We start from the raw sequence: 14,371 nt of genomic DNA on the forward strand, positions 1-14,371 counted from the left end.
TAATAGTACGGTGCAAAAAATGAATCACTGAATAGTAGGAAAGGATAGGGGATATGAAACAAGTTTTTCTCTCAACAACAACGGAATTTAAAGAGATCGACACGCTTGAACCGGGTACTTGGATCAACCTCGTCAATCCTACACAAAATGAATCACTGGAAATCGCTAACGCCTTCGACATTGACATTGCCGACCTTCGAGCACCGCTCGATGCGGAAGAAATGTCCCGTATTACCATCGAAGACGAGTATACTTTGATCATCGTGGACGTTCCCATCACAGAGGAAAGAAACAATCGTACCTACTACGTTACGATTCCGCTGGGGATTATCATCACCGAGGAAACCATTATCACCACCTGCTTGGAATCCCTCCCCGTTCTCGATGTCTTTATCAACCGTAGACTGCGCAACTTTTACACCTTCATGCGTTCACGCTTTATCTTCCAGATTCTCTACCGCAACGCCGAACTTTACCTTACGGCCCTTCGTTCGATCGACCGTAAGAGTGAACAAATCGAAAGTCAACTTCACAAGTCTACTCGAAACGAAGAGCTGATCGAGCTCATGGAATTGGAAAAGACCATCGTCTATTTCAAGGCCTCACTTAAGACGAACGAGCGCGTGATTAAGAAATTGACCAGCGCAACTAGCAATATCAAGAAATACCTAGAAGACGAAGACCTACTCGAAGACACTCTGATTGAAACCCAACAGGCCATTGAGATGGCAGATATCTATGGAAACGTCCTTCACTCTATGACAGAGACCTTTGCCTCTATCATTTCCAATAACCAGAACAACATCATGAAAACCCTGGCTCTCGTGACCATCGTTATGTCTGTCCCAACCATGATCTTCTCAGCCTACGGGATGAACTTCAAGGATAATGAAATCCCTCTAAATGGCGAGCCACACGCCTTCTGGTTAATCGTCTTTATCGCCTTTGCTATGAGTGTTTCGCTCACTCTCTATCTCATCCATAAAAAATGGTTCTAAGAGGAATCCCTATGTCTCAGATTGATTTACAAAAATTAACTAAGAAAAACCAAGAGTTTATCCACATCGCTACCCAACAATTTATCAAAGATGGTAAAACAGACGCTGAAATCAAGGCTATCTTTGAGGAAGTCATTCCTAAAATCCTTGAAGAGCAAGCCAAAGGAACGACTGCACGTTCCCTCTACGGGGCTCCAACCCACTGGGCTCATAGCTTCACTGTCAAAGAGCAATACGAAAAAGAGCATCCTAAGGAAAATGATGATCCAAAACTCATGATTATGGACTCAGCCCTTTTTATCACCAGTCTCTTTGCACTGGTTAGCTCTCTGACCAACTTCTTCTCTACAGACCAAGCTATTGGCTATGGGTTGATTACCCTCTTGTTGGTTGGACTTGTCGGAGGGGTGGCCTTCTACTTGATGTACTACTTTGTCTACCAGTATTATGGTCCAGATACAGATCGTAGCCAGCGCCCTCCTTTCTGGAAATCAATCCTCGTCATCCTCGCTGCTATGCTTCTCTGGTTGGCTGTCTTCTTCGCAACAAGCTTCCTACCAGCAGCTCTCAATCCAATCCTTGCTCCACTGCCTTTGGCTGTCCTAGGAGCGGCCCTTCTCGCCCTTCGCTTCTATCTCAAGAAACGCTTCAATATCCGAAGCGCAAGTGCAGGCCCATCACGTTATTAAGAAAAGTGAAAAACTATGGCATATAGTCAATCTTTAGCTCAGCAGATTCGAAAAATTCTAGCACTCAAACTTCCTCCCCAAATTTTCGAAGAAGAGCTAGAAGAAAAGAAACTGTTTGGTGGCCTTGCCTTTATGATTCGTGGGAAAATGGTCCTTACAGTTAGTTCCAGAAAGGACGAACTGGTTATGGTGAGAATTGGCAAAGAAATAGAAAAGCAAGTTCTACCCCGAACAGGAGCTCATACTACATTGATGAGAGGGCGACCTTATCATGGCTATATAGACCTAGATATAGAAGGTCAAAAAGAACTTCCTTACTGGATTGATTTAGCTCTCTCCTATAATCAAGAGTTGACCAAGTAACTCATATCTAGTGAGATTAGAGATTAGAAAAACGAAAAGCAACTGCAAAGGCGGTTGCTTTTTTTCCTGCTTTCTTGAGATTCAATAGCACTTCTGAGTCTCATTATTGTAGTTTTCTCTCACCTTTTGTGATAAAATAGGCTCAATCAATTTCTAGGAGGATGAGATATGGTTTCTACTATTGGTATCGTGAGCTTGTCTAGTGGCATTATTGGAGAAGACTTTGTCAAACACGAAGTGGAGCTAGGTGTCCAGCGTCTCAAGGATCTGGGACTCAATCCTATCTTTTTGCCCCATTCGCTAAAGGGCTTGGACTTTATCAAGGATCATCCCGAGACGCGTGCAGAGGATTTGATGCAGGCCTTTTCGGACGATAGCATCGACATGATCCTATGCGCCATCGGTGGGGATGATACCTATCGCTTGCTACCTTATCTTTTTGAAAATGACCAACTACAAAAGGTTATCAAACCAAAGATTTTTCTCGGTTTCTCGGATACGACCATGAACCATCTCATGTTGCATAAACTAGGAATCAAGACTTTTTACGGCCAATCCTTTCTAGCGGACATTTGTGAGTTAGACAAAGAAATGTTGCCCTATAGCCTCCACTACTTTAAAGAACTGATCGAGACTGGGAGAATCTCAGAAATCCGCCCTAGCGACCTTTGGTATGAGGAACGGACTGATTTTAGTCCCAAGGCTCTGGGAACAGCTCGAGTCAGTCATGTAAATACAGGTTTTGACTTGTTACAAGGAAATGCCCAGTTTGAGGGAGAAATTCTCGGAGGTTGCCTTGAATCTCTCTATGATATCTTTGACAACTCTCGATACGCAGACAGCACGGAGCTCTGCCAAAAATACAAACTTTTTCCTGACTTATCTGACTGGAAAGGAAAAATCCTCTTGTTGGAAACAAGTGAAGAAAAGCCTGAACCTGATAATTTCAAAAAAATGTTGCAGACTTTGAAAGAAACTGGAGTATTTGAGGTAATCAGTGGACTCTTGGTCGGAAAGCCAATGGATGAAACCTTCTATGACGACTATAAGGAAGCACTATTGGATATCATTGATAACAATATCCCGATTGTCTATAATCTAAATGTCGGCCACGCAACGCCAAGAGCCATTGTTCCCTTTGGCGTTCACGCCTATGTAGATGCACAGGAGCAAGTCATTCGCTTTGACGATAACAAAAAATAAACAATTTCTCCATTTTTGTGCTTTGGTATTGATTTTCGTTACAATTTGTGTCTGAATTTATTGCATTTTGCTTATTTCTATGATATCTTTTTAAAGGAGGTGTATATGACTAAACAAAAAATAAATCAAATTGTCGGTTCAATCGGGGCCTTTATCGGGATTATTGTATTTATCGCCTACATCCCACAAATTTTTGCCAATTTACAAGGCAACAAGGCTCAACCATTTCAGCCTTTATCCGCAGCAGTATCTTGTTTAATTTGGGTTATTTACGGATGGACAAAAGAACCTAAGAAGGATTGGATACTAATTATTCCAAACTCAGCCGGCGTTGTCTTAGGTGGACTGACATTTCTTACTGCACTATAAAAATTACTAGCATATAATCAAAAAGCTGAGAGGAATTTCTCAGCTTTTTTCTATATTCTCAGATAGTTAGACGCTTGGACTCACTAACTTCCGCTTTTCCACTCACAATCATTCTCATGGTCGTCAACCAGACCTGCTGCTTGTAGAAAAGCTAAAACGGCGACTGGACCTGTGAACTTGAAACCTTGTTTTTTTAGATCTTTAGCTAATTTTTCAGACAAGGCTGTTTTAGCAGGTGCTAGGTGATAGTCAGGAACATCATTCACGATCGTTTTTCCCTCAACAAAGGACCAGAGATAAGCGTCAAAAGAGCCAAAGGTTTTCTGGATTTGTAAAAATGCTTGGGCGTTGGCACGCGTCGCAAAGAGCTTGGCACGATTTCGGATGATGGCTGGATTCTCTAACAAGGCTTCCAACTCTCCATCTGTCATTTCCGCGACCGCCTGAATTTGATAGCCATGAAATGATTCTCTGAAAGCTTGGCGCTTGTTTAGCACCGTTTCCCAAGATAGACCCGACTGGTAGGTTTCCATACACAATAACTCAAACAATGCTTGGTCATCATGAAGGGGTTGACCCCACTCCTCATCATGATAGGCTACATATAAAGGGTTATTCATTTTTACCCAACCACAGCGTTTTGGCATACTCTTCTCCTATTTTACCAACATCTTAAGGGCAGACTTGATATAGTTCTCAGCTGTATCTGTCGTTCCTTCAAAGAATTTCTTGATTTTCTTAAGCTCGGTTGCCTTGTAGCCCAGTGCCAACATGGCTTCCATGGCTTCTTCCAGTTCTTGGTTTTCAGCGCTGGTTTGCACTGCCACCTTGGCAGGAAGGTCATCACTAGCCACGACTACCTTGCCTTCCAAGTCCAGCACCATCTGTTGGGCTGTTTTCTTACCAATTTTAGGGAACTTGGTCAAGTAGGTGATATTCTTAGTTTCAATCGCCTGAACCAAGCCAGCATTGTCATCGGCAGCGATAATAGCAAGAGCTGATACCGGACCAATCCCAGAAACCGAGATCAGACTAAGAAAGAGCTTCTTCTCATCTTCTGAGCGAAAACCATAAAGCAGATGAGCGTCCTCACGGACAACTTGGTGCACATAAATTTGGGTCTCTTGATTAACCTGACCTGAGTAAGCATAGGGATTGGCTACATGCAAGATATAACCGATACCATTCGCCTCTAGGACAATGTATTTAGCAGTGATTTTGGTAATGATTCCTTTTAAATATTCGTACATAGTTTTTTCTCCATTATTTTGCCTATCTAGTATACCATATTTCCTTAAGACAAACTGCAACAAAAGGTGCAACCTCTGGTTGACAAATAGTACAGGAGATTGTATTCTCATTATAAGTAAAAATTGTTAGGATAGAGGTAGAAAAAGGAGGATAGAATGATGAAACTCGCAGAAAAACTATTTGAACTCAGAAAGGAAAAAGGTTGGTCCCAGGAAAAGCTAGCAGAACAAATCAATGTTTCTCGGCAAAGCATCTCAAAATGGGAGTCTGGTCAAGTCCTTCCAGAAATCGAAAAAATCATTGAATTAAGCAGGATTTTTCAAGTGACAACTGACTATCTACTACTGGATGAAAACTCTGAAAAAGGGGCCTCACAAGTGATCTTGGAAGAAGGCAAGGACAAATACTATAAAGAGGCTAAATCCTATGGTCTCTGGCAAGTGATTTATATTTTCGTCTTGGCTCTGGCTATCTATCTCTTTTTGGCTGGTTCTAGTTTTCCAGCTGAATTCACTGCTTGGATCTGGCTAACCTTCGTTCTCTTGATTGCGTCTGCAGTTGCTATCAACAAGGCTCTCAAAACCAAACAACGTTATCTTGATAAGGTGATTGGTCCTGAGAATCCTTCCAACAAAGACGACTCTACAAAACCTTGAATCACCTAGTTCAGTTTTCACAACACTTTTTATAGGACTGGTCTTGTCAAGCAAGTGTAAACCTCGTGTCAAGTTGCCCATACCCAATCAAAGTTCCCATCTTAGAAAAACTAAAAAGCCTTGTTCAAAAGGAACAATGGCTTTTTGTGTTCTTAATATTTCCCCAACTCACGAAGACTAGTGTGATTTTCCTGAATGCGTCGGAACATCTTTTCCATATCCGACTTGGTGAAATGCACCAAAACAGGACGTCCATGCGGACAGTTATAGGGGTTGTCACATTGAGAAAGCTGATAAAGGAGCTGTCTGGCTGAGTGGTCATCGATACGATGGTTGGCCTTGATAGACCGCTTGCAGGACATCATGATGGCTAGCTCTGCTCGGTATTTCTTGATCGAAACTTCCTTGGTCAAGAGCAGCATGTCGCACATTTCATAGATACCTGACTCAATCTCTTCTTCTGCCATCCAAATAGGATGTTCACGCAGGATGAATTGATTTTCTCCGTACTCTGCTAGAAAGACGCCCGCTTCCTCTAAAAGAGGCATTCTTTCCCTGAGACGAAGGGCATCATCCACTGGGAATTCAAAGATGTAGGGCACTAGGAGTTGTTGCTGACTCTGGTCAACATTGCCGATGCTTTCACGGTATTCCTCGTACTTGACTCGTTCCTGAGCCGCGTGCTGGTCTATGATGTAGAGTCCATCTCGCCCCTGGGCAAAGAGATAGGTCCCGTGCATCTGTCCGAAAAACTCCAACTCTGGGAAGCTGGATGATTCTTCTCTCTCCAGCTTGTCATAAGCCTTATCAAGACTGGCTAAGTCTAACTCCGGATGGTCTAATTGGTCATAGTTAGCAGGCTTTCTCTCTGCAAAATGCAGTTTTGCAGGCTTAGTCAATTGGTCTAAAGTTTCTTTAGCAAACAGGGGTAGGTCCCTACCCTCCTCAGTTAATTCAACCTGGTGGTCAGCCACCTCAGCTTGACTAGGTTTTGAGAGTTCTGTTTTTTCATAGTAAAGCGTATTTTCTTTGAGTGGGAGAATAGTTTGCTCTACCTTTTGACGATTGCGCACGGTCGACTTGGCAAGATTTTCTAAAGCATCAGGAATCAAGGCTTGTTCCTTGAGACTATTTGAAATAGCTTCTGAAAGCAGCGCCATCAGTTCTCTTTCCTTAGAAATCCGCACTTCTTGTTTGGTTGGATGCACATTGACATCAGCTAGATAGGGGTCAATATGGATGTGAATGACAGCCAGTGGAAAACGCCCTACCATAAGCTTGCTTCCGTAACCATCCAAAATAGCACGGTTGAGCAAGAAGTTCTTGATATAACGGTCATTGATGAAGAGGCTGATATAGTTACGGTTGGCTCGGGTTAATTCAGGTAAAGACACAAAACCTGTAATTTCAAAATCTAAGTCAGAGTTCTCAATTTCAATCATCTTCTTGGCACTCGCCAAACCATAAATCCCTGCGATGGCTTGTCGCAGTTGACCAGTTCCAGCTGTTCGTGTCATTTCCTTGCCATCACTAATCAAGCTAAAAGAAATCTCAGGATGGGCTAACCCTAGACGGTTGACAATATCAATGATATGGGATAACTCTGCCTGCTGACTCTTCATATACTTGAGACGAGCTGGTGTATTGAAAAAGAGGTCCTCCACACAAACTTTGGTTCCCACAGGACTAGTCGCTGGGATGACTTCCTCAACTTCACCCCCACGCGCAACGAGCTTGGTCCCATGACTCGCACCATCCACCGCCGTCAACAGAGTCAAGACACTGACAGAAGCGATCGAAGGCAGGGCTTCACCACGAAAACCAAGCGTCCGAATCCGAAAGAGGTCTGCCTGATTTTTTATCTTACTGGTCGCATGACGACGGAGAGCCAATTCCACCTCATCGTGGGCAATTCCATGGCCATTATCTGTGATTTGAATCTTCTTAAGACCAGCTTCCTCGATCTCAATGATAATCTGGCTAGAACCCGCGTCAATGGCATTTTCTACCAGCTCTTTGACTACACTGGCAGGACGTTCAATCACTTCTCCTGCCGCAATCTGGTTTGCCAGTACCTCTGGCAATTCAATAATATGAGACATCTTTCAGCCCCTTTCTGTATCTATTTTCCTAGAAATTGATTAGTGCTATTATACCATATTTCAGATGTTACCAGAAAAAGCAAATACCACATAGACTCCAAATCTCTCCACATAGACAAAAGCTCTTGCCATGGGTCGTAAAATAATGGTATACTCAATAAAAATCAAAGAGCAAACTAGAAAGCTAGGCGCAGACAGTACTTTAGTACGGCAAGACGACGCTGACGTGGTTAGAATTTGATTTTTGAAGAGTATTAATAAAGGTGTACAAGAAGTGAGATTAACCTTGTATAACTGAAAAGGAGGGAAATTTATGAAAGTAGAACTACAGATTAAGGAGACTTACGAGGAGGAAAAGCTGATTGTCCAAACTCCTCAGCCTACCGAAAAAGTCCAGAAAGTCATCGAGTTCGCAGAAAATCTTGACCAAAAAGAAACAATCAAAGGAAAGATTGATGATCAGGTCTATCTAGTTAAGATTGGTAAGATTCAGCGCTTCTATATAGAGAATCGAAAGGTTCTAGCAGAAACTGCATCTCAGACCTATACCATTGATTTGCGTCTCTATCAAGTTCTTGACATTCTGCCGACCACTTTTATCCAAATTTCCCAATCTGAAATCGTCAATATCGATTCCATCTCTCATCTCAAACTCACTCCCAACGGCCTGGTTGAAATTTTCTTAAAAAACGAAAGCTTCACTTACTCTTCACGCCGTTACCTAAAAACCATCAAGGAGAAATTAGAACTATGAAAAAACAAATCTTTCACGATGCAGCCGCTGGTGTACTTATCGGCCTCATCCTCTCTATCCTCTTTTCACTCATTTATGCACCAAATACCTATGCCCCACTAAGTCCCGAGTCTCTTATCGGCCAAGCGATGGCTCAACATCAGGTTCACGGTGCTCTAGTCTTGCTCTACTGTATGGTCATCTGGTCAGCTATCGGTGTTCTCTTTAGCTTTGGCAGCCGCTTATTCAGCCGTGACTGGAGCCTGCTCCGTGCCACACTTTCCCATTTCTTCCTCATGCTGATTGGCTTTGTTCCACTAGCAACTCTGGCTGGTTGGTTCCCCTTCCACTGGACCTTCTATCTCCAGCTCATTCCAGAGTTTGCGATTGTCTACCTCATCATCTGGGCTATTCTCTATAAAAGAGAAGCTAAAAAAGTAGACCACATCAATCAACTTTTGGCCCATAAAAAGTAATAGAGAAAAATCCCACTCACAAAAATGTGAGTGGGATTTTTTTATAACTTTTGTTTGAGCTCAACCAAGACATTCATAGCCTGCATCGGTGTCATATTGTAAACATCCAGTTTAGCTAATTCTGCTAGGATAGGATGCTCTGCAGGGGTATCAAAGAGTGACATCTGTTCAGTAACAGCACTTGTTTCTCTCATTGGAGCAGGACTTTCCGTCTCTTGATTCTCCAGTTGAGTCAATATCTTATCCGCTCTTGATAAAAGTTCTGCTGGTAAGCCAGCAATCTTAGCAACGTGGATACCGTAGGATTTGTCAGCTGGTCCTGGTTCGATCTTGTGAAGGAAGGTAACCTGCCCATCCTGCTCCAAGGTCGCCACATGGACATTGACCAAGTTTTTCAAGCTGGACTCCAGACTGGTCAACTCATGGTAGTGGGTCGCAAAGAGGGTTTTGGCTCCGATATGTTCATGAATGTATTCGATGATGGACTGGGCAAGAGCCATCCCATCATATGTTGCCGTTCCCCGTCCCAATTCATCGAAGAGAATGAGAGAGTTCTTGGTCGCATGCGAAATGGCATTGTTGGCCTCCATCATCTCTACCATGAAGGTTGATTGACCTGAAACCAAGTCATCTGCTGCTCCGATACGGGTAAAGATAGCATCAAAGATCGGCAAATGGGCGCTCTCCGCCGGCACATACGAGCCCAGCTGGGCCATAACCGCAGTCATGGCTAACTGGCGCATGTAGGTTGACTTCCCACTCATGTTGGGCCCTGTAATTAGCTGAATACTCGTATCTTCTGCCATCTGGATACTATTTGGAATATAGGTCTGAGCTCCCATGACCTTTTCGACGACAGCATGGCGCCCTTTCTGGATATTGATTTGTGAATCATCCCCAAACTCTGGTCGAATCAAATGCTGAGTTTCAGCCACAACTGCTAGACTTTGCAAGACATCAACCGTTGCAATTCCTTGGGCTAGAGCCTGCAAACGCTGGATGTACTTGCTGACTTCCTCACGGATACGCATAAAGATTTCATATTCTAGGTTGGCTGACTTCTCACGCGCCTCCAGCATATCCCCCTCGATACGGGCTAACTCCTCTGTCCCAAAGCGTTCCGAGTTTTTCAGTGTTGCCTTGCGGAAAAAGTGGGATGGCACATTTCCCAGTTGCGAATTGGTCACATGGAAATAATAGCCATCTTTTTTATTGTAGTCAATCTTAAGCGTGCTGATGCCAGAGTTTTCTCTCTCCTTAGCCTCAATCTCAGCAATCCAGCTAGTCCCTTCTCTGAGCACACGACGGTACTTGTCTAAGGTCTCATCAAATCCCGTACGGATAATGCCACCTTCCGTAATCACGTGAGGAGCTTCAGGAGCAATGGCAGCACTAATCAAGCTCTCCAACTCAGGAATGGCATCTAACTGTGCGATGAGGTAGGCCAGAGCAGGCTGCTCCATTCCCTCTAAAATCGCTCGAATCCGTGGTACACTAGATAAGGTGGTCGCCAATTGCAAGAGATCCTTTGGATTGGTCTTACCAAAAGAAACCCGACTAGCCAAACGTTCGATGTCATAAACACCCTTGAGGCTATCCGTTAAATCGCTGCGCTCAAAGAAGTGGTCAAGAAAGACCTGCACCACGTCTTGACGTTGGATGATTCGCTCCTTATCAATCAAAGGACGATGGATCCAAGAACGCAAGAGCCGCATGCCCATAGCTGTTTTGGTTTCATCCAAAAGCCAGAAAAGACTCCCTTGCTTCTTGCCTGAACGGGCATTCTCAAGCAAATCCAAACTAGCCTTGGTCGCATAATCCATCTGCAAGAAATCTTTGATTTCATAGCGGATAACTGGTTTGAGGTGGTTCAATTCCCGCATCTGGGTTCGGTGAACATACTGGAGTAGCTTACTAGCTGCCGCTTGCTCCACAGCTGCCAGTCGTGAACCCAATAAATGGATGTCCTCAAAACCTTCTTTCTCATAGGAAATCACCAGATTCATCTGACGACTTAGAATTTGTTCTTCTTCCTCAGGCAAGTCATAACCCAGCACCACTTCACGAGCCTTGAGATTGCGAATTTCCCCACAAACCAACGTGAAATCTAGTAGACCTGTCACATAGAAATCACCCGTCACCAAATCCATATAAGCCAGACCAAACTGATTGCCATCACGATCTAAGGAAACCAAGAAATTATTCTGACTATCCGACTTACTGCTATCAACGACCGTTCCAGGTGTGATGACCTGGACCACCTCTCGCTTGACAACCCCCACTGCTTGTTTGGGATCTTCCATCTGTTCTGCAATGGCAACTTTATAGCCCTGCTCAATCAGAACATCGATGTACTGCTGGGCAGAATGATAGGGGACGCCCGCCATTGGTATCGGATTTTCTGCATTTTTATTCCGACTCGTTAAGGAAATTTCTAAAATTTGTGCTGCATTAATTGCATCTTCATAGAACAACTCGTAAAAATCACCCATTCGAAAAAGCAAAAAAGCATCTGGGTATTGTTTCTTAATATCCACATACTGTTGCATGCCGGGTGATAGCTTTTCTGTTGCCATTTTTCGTCTCTCCTTGCTAAAAATAAGTCTTGAGAGCAACTCCCAAGACCTTATTTATCTTTCATCAAATCTAGCAAACGATCTTCCATCAGCTTGGCAACGTGCTGGTCTCGACAAATAACCAATAAGGTATTAGCACCAGCAACCGTTCCTAAAATCCATTCATCCTTGTTTGCATCTACAATGTTTGCTAAGACTGCAGCTTCCCCAAGTTTGGTATGCAGTACCAAGGTGAACTCTGCTCTTGCAACACCTTCTAAATGATGAGACAAAAACTCAACTAAATCAATCTTATCTGTCTCATTTGCTAGTACATAATACACCATATCATTTTTCTTAACCTTGGTCAAGCCGATTTCACGCAAATCACGCGACAAAGTCGTTTGTGTCACATAAACATTACGAGCTTCTAAACGATCTTGAATCTCTTTTTGTGTCCCAAGTTTTTCTTCAGCGATCATCTTTTTAATCAACTGATGCCGTTCTCTTTTTCTCATATTATCCTCTTAAGCGAATATTTATAACAAATTTTACATTTATTTTATAACTATATTATACCAAAAAAAATAGATAATTCAAAAAAATTCTTTTCTTTCTCAAAAAATGTAGTAAATTGTGTTAAAATAGTAAAAAAGCCCAAAAGGAGCCCTTATGAATACAAAAGAATTGATTGCTAGCGAGTTGGCTAGCGTCATTGATAGTCTGGACCAAGAGGCTATTTTAAATTTACTGGAAACACCTAAAAACTCAGAAATGGGAGACATCGCCTTCCCTGCCTTTTCTCTAGCAAAGGTCGAGCGTAAAGCTCCTCAAATGATTGCAACAGATATTGCTGAAAAAATCAATAGTCAAGCCTTTGAAAAGGTTGTTGCTACTGGACCTTACGTCAACTTTTTCCTTGATAAATCTGCTATTTCGGCTCAAGTATTACAGGATGTTATTACTGAGAAAGAGCACTATGCTGACCAAACCATTGGCAAGCAAGAAAATGTCGTTATTGATATGTCTAGTCCCAACATCGCAAAACCATTCTCTATTGGGCACTTGCGCTCAACGGTTATCGGAGATAGCTTATCACATATTTTCCAAAAAATCGGCTATCAAACGGTCAAGGTTAACCACCTAGGAGACTGGGGCAAACAGTTTGGAATGTTGATCGTTGCCTACAAGAAATGGGGAAATGAGAAAGCTGTTAAAGCGCATCCAATCGATGAACTTCTTAAACTCTACGTTCGCATCAATGCTGAAGCTGAAAAAGACCCTAGCTTGGATGAAGAAGCACGCGAATGGTTCCGCAAACTGGAAAATGGAGATGAGGAAGCCCTCGCTCTCTGGCAATGGTTCCGTGATGAAAGTTTAGTGGAATTCAACCGCCTTTACAATGAATTGCAAGTCGAATTTGATAGCTACAACGGGGAAGCCTTTTACAATGATAAGATGGATGCTGTTGTAGACATTCTCGCTGAAAAAGGACTTCTTGTTGAGTCAGAGGGAGCCCAAGTTGTCAATCTTGAGAAATATGGAATTGAACATCCAGCCCTTATCAAAAAATCTGATGGTGCAACTCTCTATATCACACGTGACTTGGCTGCAGCCCTTTACCGTAAAAACGAATACCAATTTGCAAAATCCATCTATGTTGTTGGTCAAGAGCAATCTGCCCACTTCAAACAACTCAAGGCAGTACTACAAGAGATGGGCTACGATTGGAGCCAAGACATTGTCCATGTTCCGTTTGGATTGGTAACAAAAGAAGGGAAAAAACTCTCTACTCGTAAAGGAAATGTCATCTTGCTAGAGCCGACTATCGCTGAGGCTGTTAGTCGTGCCAAGGCCCAAATCGAGGCGAAAAATCCTGAGTTAGAAAATAAAGACCAGGTTGCCCACGCTGTTGGAGTTGGGGCTATCAAGTTCTATGATCTTAAGACCGACCGTACAAATGGATATGACTTCGACCTTGAAGCTATGGTATCCTTTGAAGGAGAAACTGGACCTTACGTTCAATACGCCTACGCTCGTATCCAATCCATCTTGCGCAAAGCCGATTTCAAACCAGATGCAGCTGGCAACTACAGCTTGAACGATGCTGAAAGCTGGGAAATCATTAAGCTACTCCAGGACTTTCCACGTATTATCAATCGTGCAGCAGATAACTTTGAACCTTCTATCATTGCGAAATTTGCGATTAGTTTGGCTCAAGCATTTAACAAATATTATGCACATACACGTATCCTAGATGAAAGTCCTGAGCGCGACAGTCGTCTGGCCCTCAGCTACGCAACCGCAGTCGTCCTCAAAGAAGCTCTTCGTTTGCTCGGAGTAGAAGCGCCGGAGAAGATGTAAATCGCCAAAGTTACTTGATTGCGGAGCAATCTAAGTAACTAACGCCAAATCCTATTCGGACTTTGGCTAGGCGCTTCACTAATTCACCTAACCAAATAATATCGATTTGGTTAGGCTCATGTCGTAATCTTTTAAATTACTTGAAAGCAATCCGAACGATTGAGCAAAATAACATTTATATTTTGTTCGGCATTGTAGCATTTCAATGAAACAATTTATTCACTTTTACTATTTATCACACTGGGAGATTCCTTATGAGCCAATATGCTTATATCCTCGTTGTACTTAGCTTGGTTTTCCTTTTTCTGCTCAATAAGTACGAGAAGGAAAGACTTCAAAGACTCTACCAAGAGCAACTCTTGAAGGACGAGACATTTAGGTCTGACATCAAAGAGAAAATTCACACGACTGAAAATATCAATGATGTCATTGCACATATCAATAAAACTTACCATCTGGGAATGTTGCTCTCAAAAGACGTCACAGATCAATTGAAATAATCAAAATCCGAGAAGCTTTCTTCTCGGATTTTTTAGACTTACCATATTCTCCTTGGAGAAATTTCATTAATGCATGTAAAGTTTTCTGTAATTTTCTGTATTTTTTCAAAAT

The 14,371-nt window shown here is 42.7% G+C and carries 15 protein-coding genes; 10 read left to right on the forward strand and 5 right to left on the reverse strand.

The genetic code is table 11. The features are described 5' to 3' along the window. Positions 1 to 53: 53 nt before the first annotated feature. From CO686_RS08410 to CO686_RS08430, 5 genes are all read left to right on the forward strand, one after another. Positions 54 to 998, forward strand: a complete 945-nt coding sequence (locus tag CO686_RS08410; protein WP_000815620.1) for a magnesium transporter CorA family protein — start codon at positions 54 to 56, stop codon at positions 996 to 998. A gap of 11 nt (positions 999 to 1,009) precedes the next feature. Continuing rightward, the gene (locus CO686_RS08415) at positions 1,010 to 1,687 is read left to right on the forward strand and encodes a DUF1129 domain-containing protein (RefSeq protein WP_049500305.1); all 678 of its coding nucleotides are present in this window, start codon (positions 1,010 to 1,012) and stop codon (positions 1,685 to 1,687) included. A gap of 15 nt (positions 1,688 to 1,702) precedes the next feature. Then, positions 1,703 to 2,050 (forward strand): TfoX/Sxy family protein, encoded by a 348-nt coding sequence (locus tag CO686_RS08420; protein WP_000331822.1) that lies wholly within the window; start codon positions 1,703 to 1,705, stop codon positions 2,048 to 2,050. Positions 2,051 to 2,218: 168 nt separating this feature from the next. After that, on the forward strand, positions 2,219 to 3,253 hold the full coding sequence (locus CO686_RS08425) for a S66 family peptidase (protein WP_049500307.1): 1,035 nt from the start codon (positions 2,219 to 2,221) through the stop codon (positions 3,251 to 3,253). Positions 3,254 to 3,358: 105 nt separating this feature from the next. Continuing rightward, positions 3,359 to 3,622: a SemiSWEET family transporter gene (locus tag CO686_RS08430; protein WP_000166112.1), complete on the forward strand. Its 264-nt coding sequence runs from the start codon at positions 3,359 to 3,361 to the stop codon at positions 3,620 to 3,622. 83 nt (positions 3,623 to 3,705) lie between these two features. Here CO686_RS08430 and CO686_RS08435 read toward each other — a convergent pair whose 3' ends face one another. Together CO686_RS08435 and ruvA are read right to left on the reverse strand one after the other, a co-directional pair. Beyond that, entirely contained in the window at positions 3,706 to 4,269 is a 564-nt protein-coding gene (locus tag CO686_RS08435) for a DNA-3-methyladenine glycosylase I (RefSeq protein WP_001126057.1), read from the reverse strand. A gap of 9 nt (positions 4,270 to 4,278) precedes the next feature. Further along, entirely contained in the window at positions 4,279 to 4,872 is a 594-nt protein-coding gene (gene ruvA, locus CO686_RS08440) for a Holliday junction branch migration protein RuvA (RefSeq protein WP_000273410.1), read from the reverse strand. Between the two features lie 159 nt (positions 4,873 to 5,031). On the opposite strand from ruvA, the gene CO686_RS08445 reads away from it, so the two are divergent. Beyond that, on the forward strand, positions 5,032 to 5,529 hold the full coding sequence (locus tag CO686_RS08445; RefSeq protein WP_049500311.1) for a helix-turn-helix domain-containing protein: 498 nt from the start codon (positions 5,032 to 5,034) through the stop codon (positions 5,527 to 5,529). Positions 5,530 to 5,681: 152 nt separating this feature from the next. On the opposite strand, the gene mutL is transcribed toward CO686_RS08445, so the two are convergent. After that, positions 5,682 to 7,631, reverse strand: a complete 1,950-nt coding sequence (gene mutL, locus CO686_RS08450; protein WP_096753718.1) for a DNA mismatch repair endonuclease MutL — start codon at positions 7,629 to 7,631, stop codon at positions 5,682 to 5,684. 313 nt (positions 7,632 to 7,944) lie between these two features. Between mutL and CO686_RS08455 the strand changes: the two genes are divergently transcribed. After that, the gene (locus CO686_RS08455) at positions 7,945 to 8,385 is read left to right on the forward strand and encodes a LytTR family DNA-binding domain-containing protein (RefSeq protein WP_049550191.1); all 441 of its coding nucleotides are present in this window, start codon (positions 7,945 to 7,947) and stop codon (positions 8,383 to 8,385) included. Beyond that, positions 8,382 to 8,840 carry a DUF3021 domain-containing protein gene (locus tag CO686_RS08460; RefSeq protein WP_049500057.1) on the forward strand — a complete coding sequence of 153 codons (459 nt, stop codon included), beginning with the start codon at positions 8,382 to 8,384 and terminating at the stop codon, positions 8,838 to 8,840. Before CO686_RS08455 ends, CO686_RS08460 begins: the two co-directional genes overlap by 4 nt. Before the next feature lie 41 nt (positions 8,841 to 8,881). Here the strand turns inward: CO686_RS08460 and mutS are convergent, their stop codons facing one another. Further along, entirely contained in the window at positions 8,882 to 11,416 is a 2,535-nt protein-coding gene (mutS, locus tag CO686_RS08465) for a DNA mismatch repair protein MutS (RefSeq protein WP_049500060.1), read from the reverse strand. Positions 11,417 to 11,466: 50 nt separating this feature from the next. Further along, a complete protein-coding gene (gene argR, locus CO686_RS08470) occupies positions 11,467 to 11,913 on the reverse strand; it encodes an arginine repressor (protein WP_049500062.1) in 447 nt (148 codons plus the stop codon). 154 nt (positions 11,914 to 12,067) lie between these two features. Here argR and argS point away from each other — a divergent pair, with 154 nt between their 5' ends. Next, positions 12,068 to 13,759 carry an arginine--tRNA ligase gene (gene argS, locus CO686_RS08475; RefSeq protein ID WP_096753719.1) on the forward strand — a complete coding sequence of 564 codons (1,692 nt, stop codon included), beginning with the start codon at positions 12,068 to 12,070 and terminating at the stop codon, positions 13,757 to 13,759. Between the two features lie 254 nt (positions 13,760 to 14,013). Further along, entirely contained in the window at positions 14,014 to 14,259 is a 246-nt protein-coding gene (locus CO686_RS08480) for a hypothetical protein (RefSeq protein ID WP_000084865.1), read from the forward strand. Positions 14,260 to 14,371 lie beyond the last annotated feature (112 nt).

The sequence above is a fragment of the Streptococcus oralis genome, from assembly GCF_002386345.1.
GTDB classification, from domain to species: domain Bacteria; phylum Bacillota; class Bacilli; order Lactobacillales; family Streptococcaceae; genus Streptococcus; species Streptococcus oralis_S.

What these genes read in the sequence shown, in the direction of transcription:
- CO686_RS08410 (WP_000815620.1), top strand. Translation starts at nt 54, where the DNA reads ATGAAACAAGTTTTTCTCTCAACAACAACGGAATTTAAAGAGATCGAC.
- CO686_RS08415 (WP_049500305.1), top strand. Translation starts at nt 1,010, where the DNA reads ATGTCTCAGATTGATTTACAAAAATTAACTAAGAAAAACCAAGAGTTT.
- CO686_RS08420 (WP_000331822.1), top strand. Translation starts at nt 1,703, where the DNA reads ATGGCATATAGTCAATCTTTAGCTCAGCAGATTCGAAAAATTCTAGCA.
- CO686_RS08425 (WP_049500307.1), top strand. Translation starts at nt 2,219, where the DNA reads ATGGTTTCTACTATTGGTATCGTGAGCTTGTCTAGTGGCATTATTGGA.
- CO686_RS08430 (WP_000166112.1), top strand. Translation starts at nt 3,359, where the DNA reads ATGACTAAACAAAAAATAAATCAAATTGTCGGTTCAATCGGGGCCTTT.
- CO686_RS08435 (WP_001126057.1), bottom strand. Translation starts at nt 4,269, where the DNA reads ATGCCAAAACGCTGTGGTTGGGTAAAAATGAATAACCCTTTATATGTA.
- ruvA (WP_000273410.1), bottom strand. Translation starts at nt 4,872, where the DNA reads ATGTACGAATATTTAAAAGGAATCATTACCAAAATCACTGCTAAATAC.
- CO686_RS08445 (WP_049500311.1), top strand. Translation starts at nt 5,032, where the DNA reads ATGAAACTCGCAGAAAAACTATTTGAACTCAGAAAGGAAAAAGGTTGG.
- mutL (WP_096753718.1), bottom strand. Translation starts at nt 7,631, where the DNA reads ATGTCTCATATTATTGAATTGCCAGAGGTACTGGCAAACCAGATTGCG.
- CO686_RS08455 (WP_049550191.1), top strand. Translation starts at nt 7,945, where the DNA reads ATGAAAGTAGAACTACAGATTAAGGAGACTTACGAGGAGGAAAAGCTG.
- CO686_RS08460 (WP_049500057.1), top strand. Translation starts at nt 8,382, where the DNA reads ATGAAAAAACAAATCTTTCACGATGCAGCCGCTGGTGTACTTATCGGC.
- mutS (WP_049500060.1), bottom strand. Translation starts at nt 11,416, where the DNA reads ATGGCAACAGAAAAGCTATCACCCGGCATGCAACAGTATGTGGATATT.
- argR (WP_049500062.1), bottom strand. Translation starts at nt 11,913, where the DNA reads ATGAGAAAAAGAGAACGGCATCAGTTGATTAAAAAGATGATCGCTGAA.
- argS (WP_096753719.1), top strand. Translation starts at nt 12,068, where the DNA reads ATGAATACAAAAGAATTGATTGCTAGCGAGTTGGCTAGCGTCATTGAT.
- CO686_RS08480 (WP_000084865.1), top strand. Translation starts at nt 14,014, where the DNA reads ATGAGCCAATATGCTTATATCCTCGTTGTACTTAGCTTGGTTTTCCTT.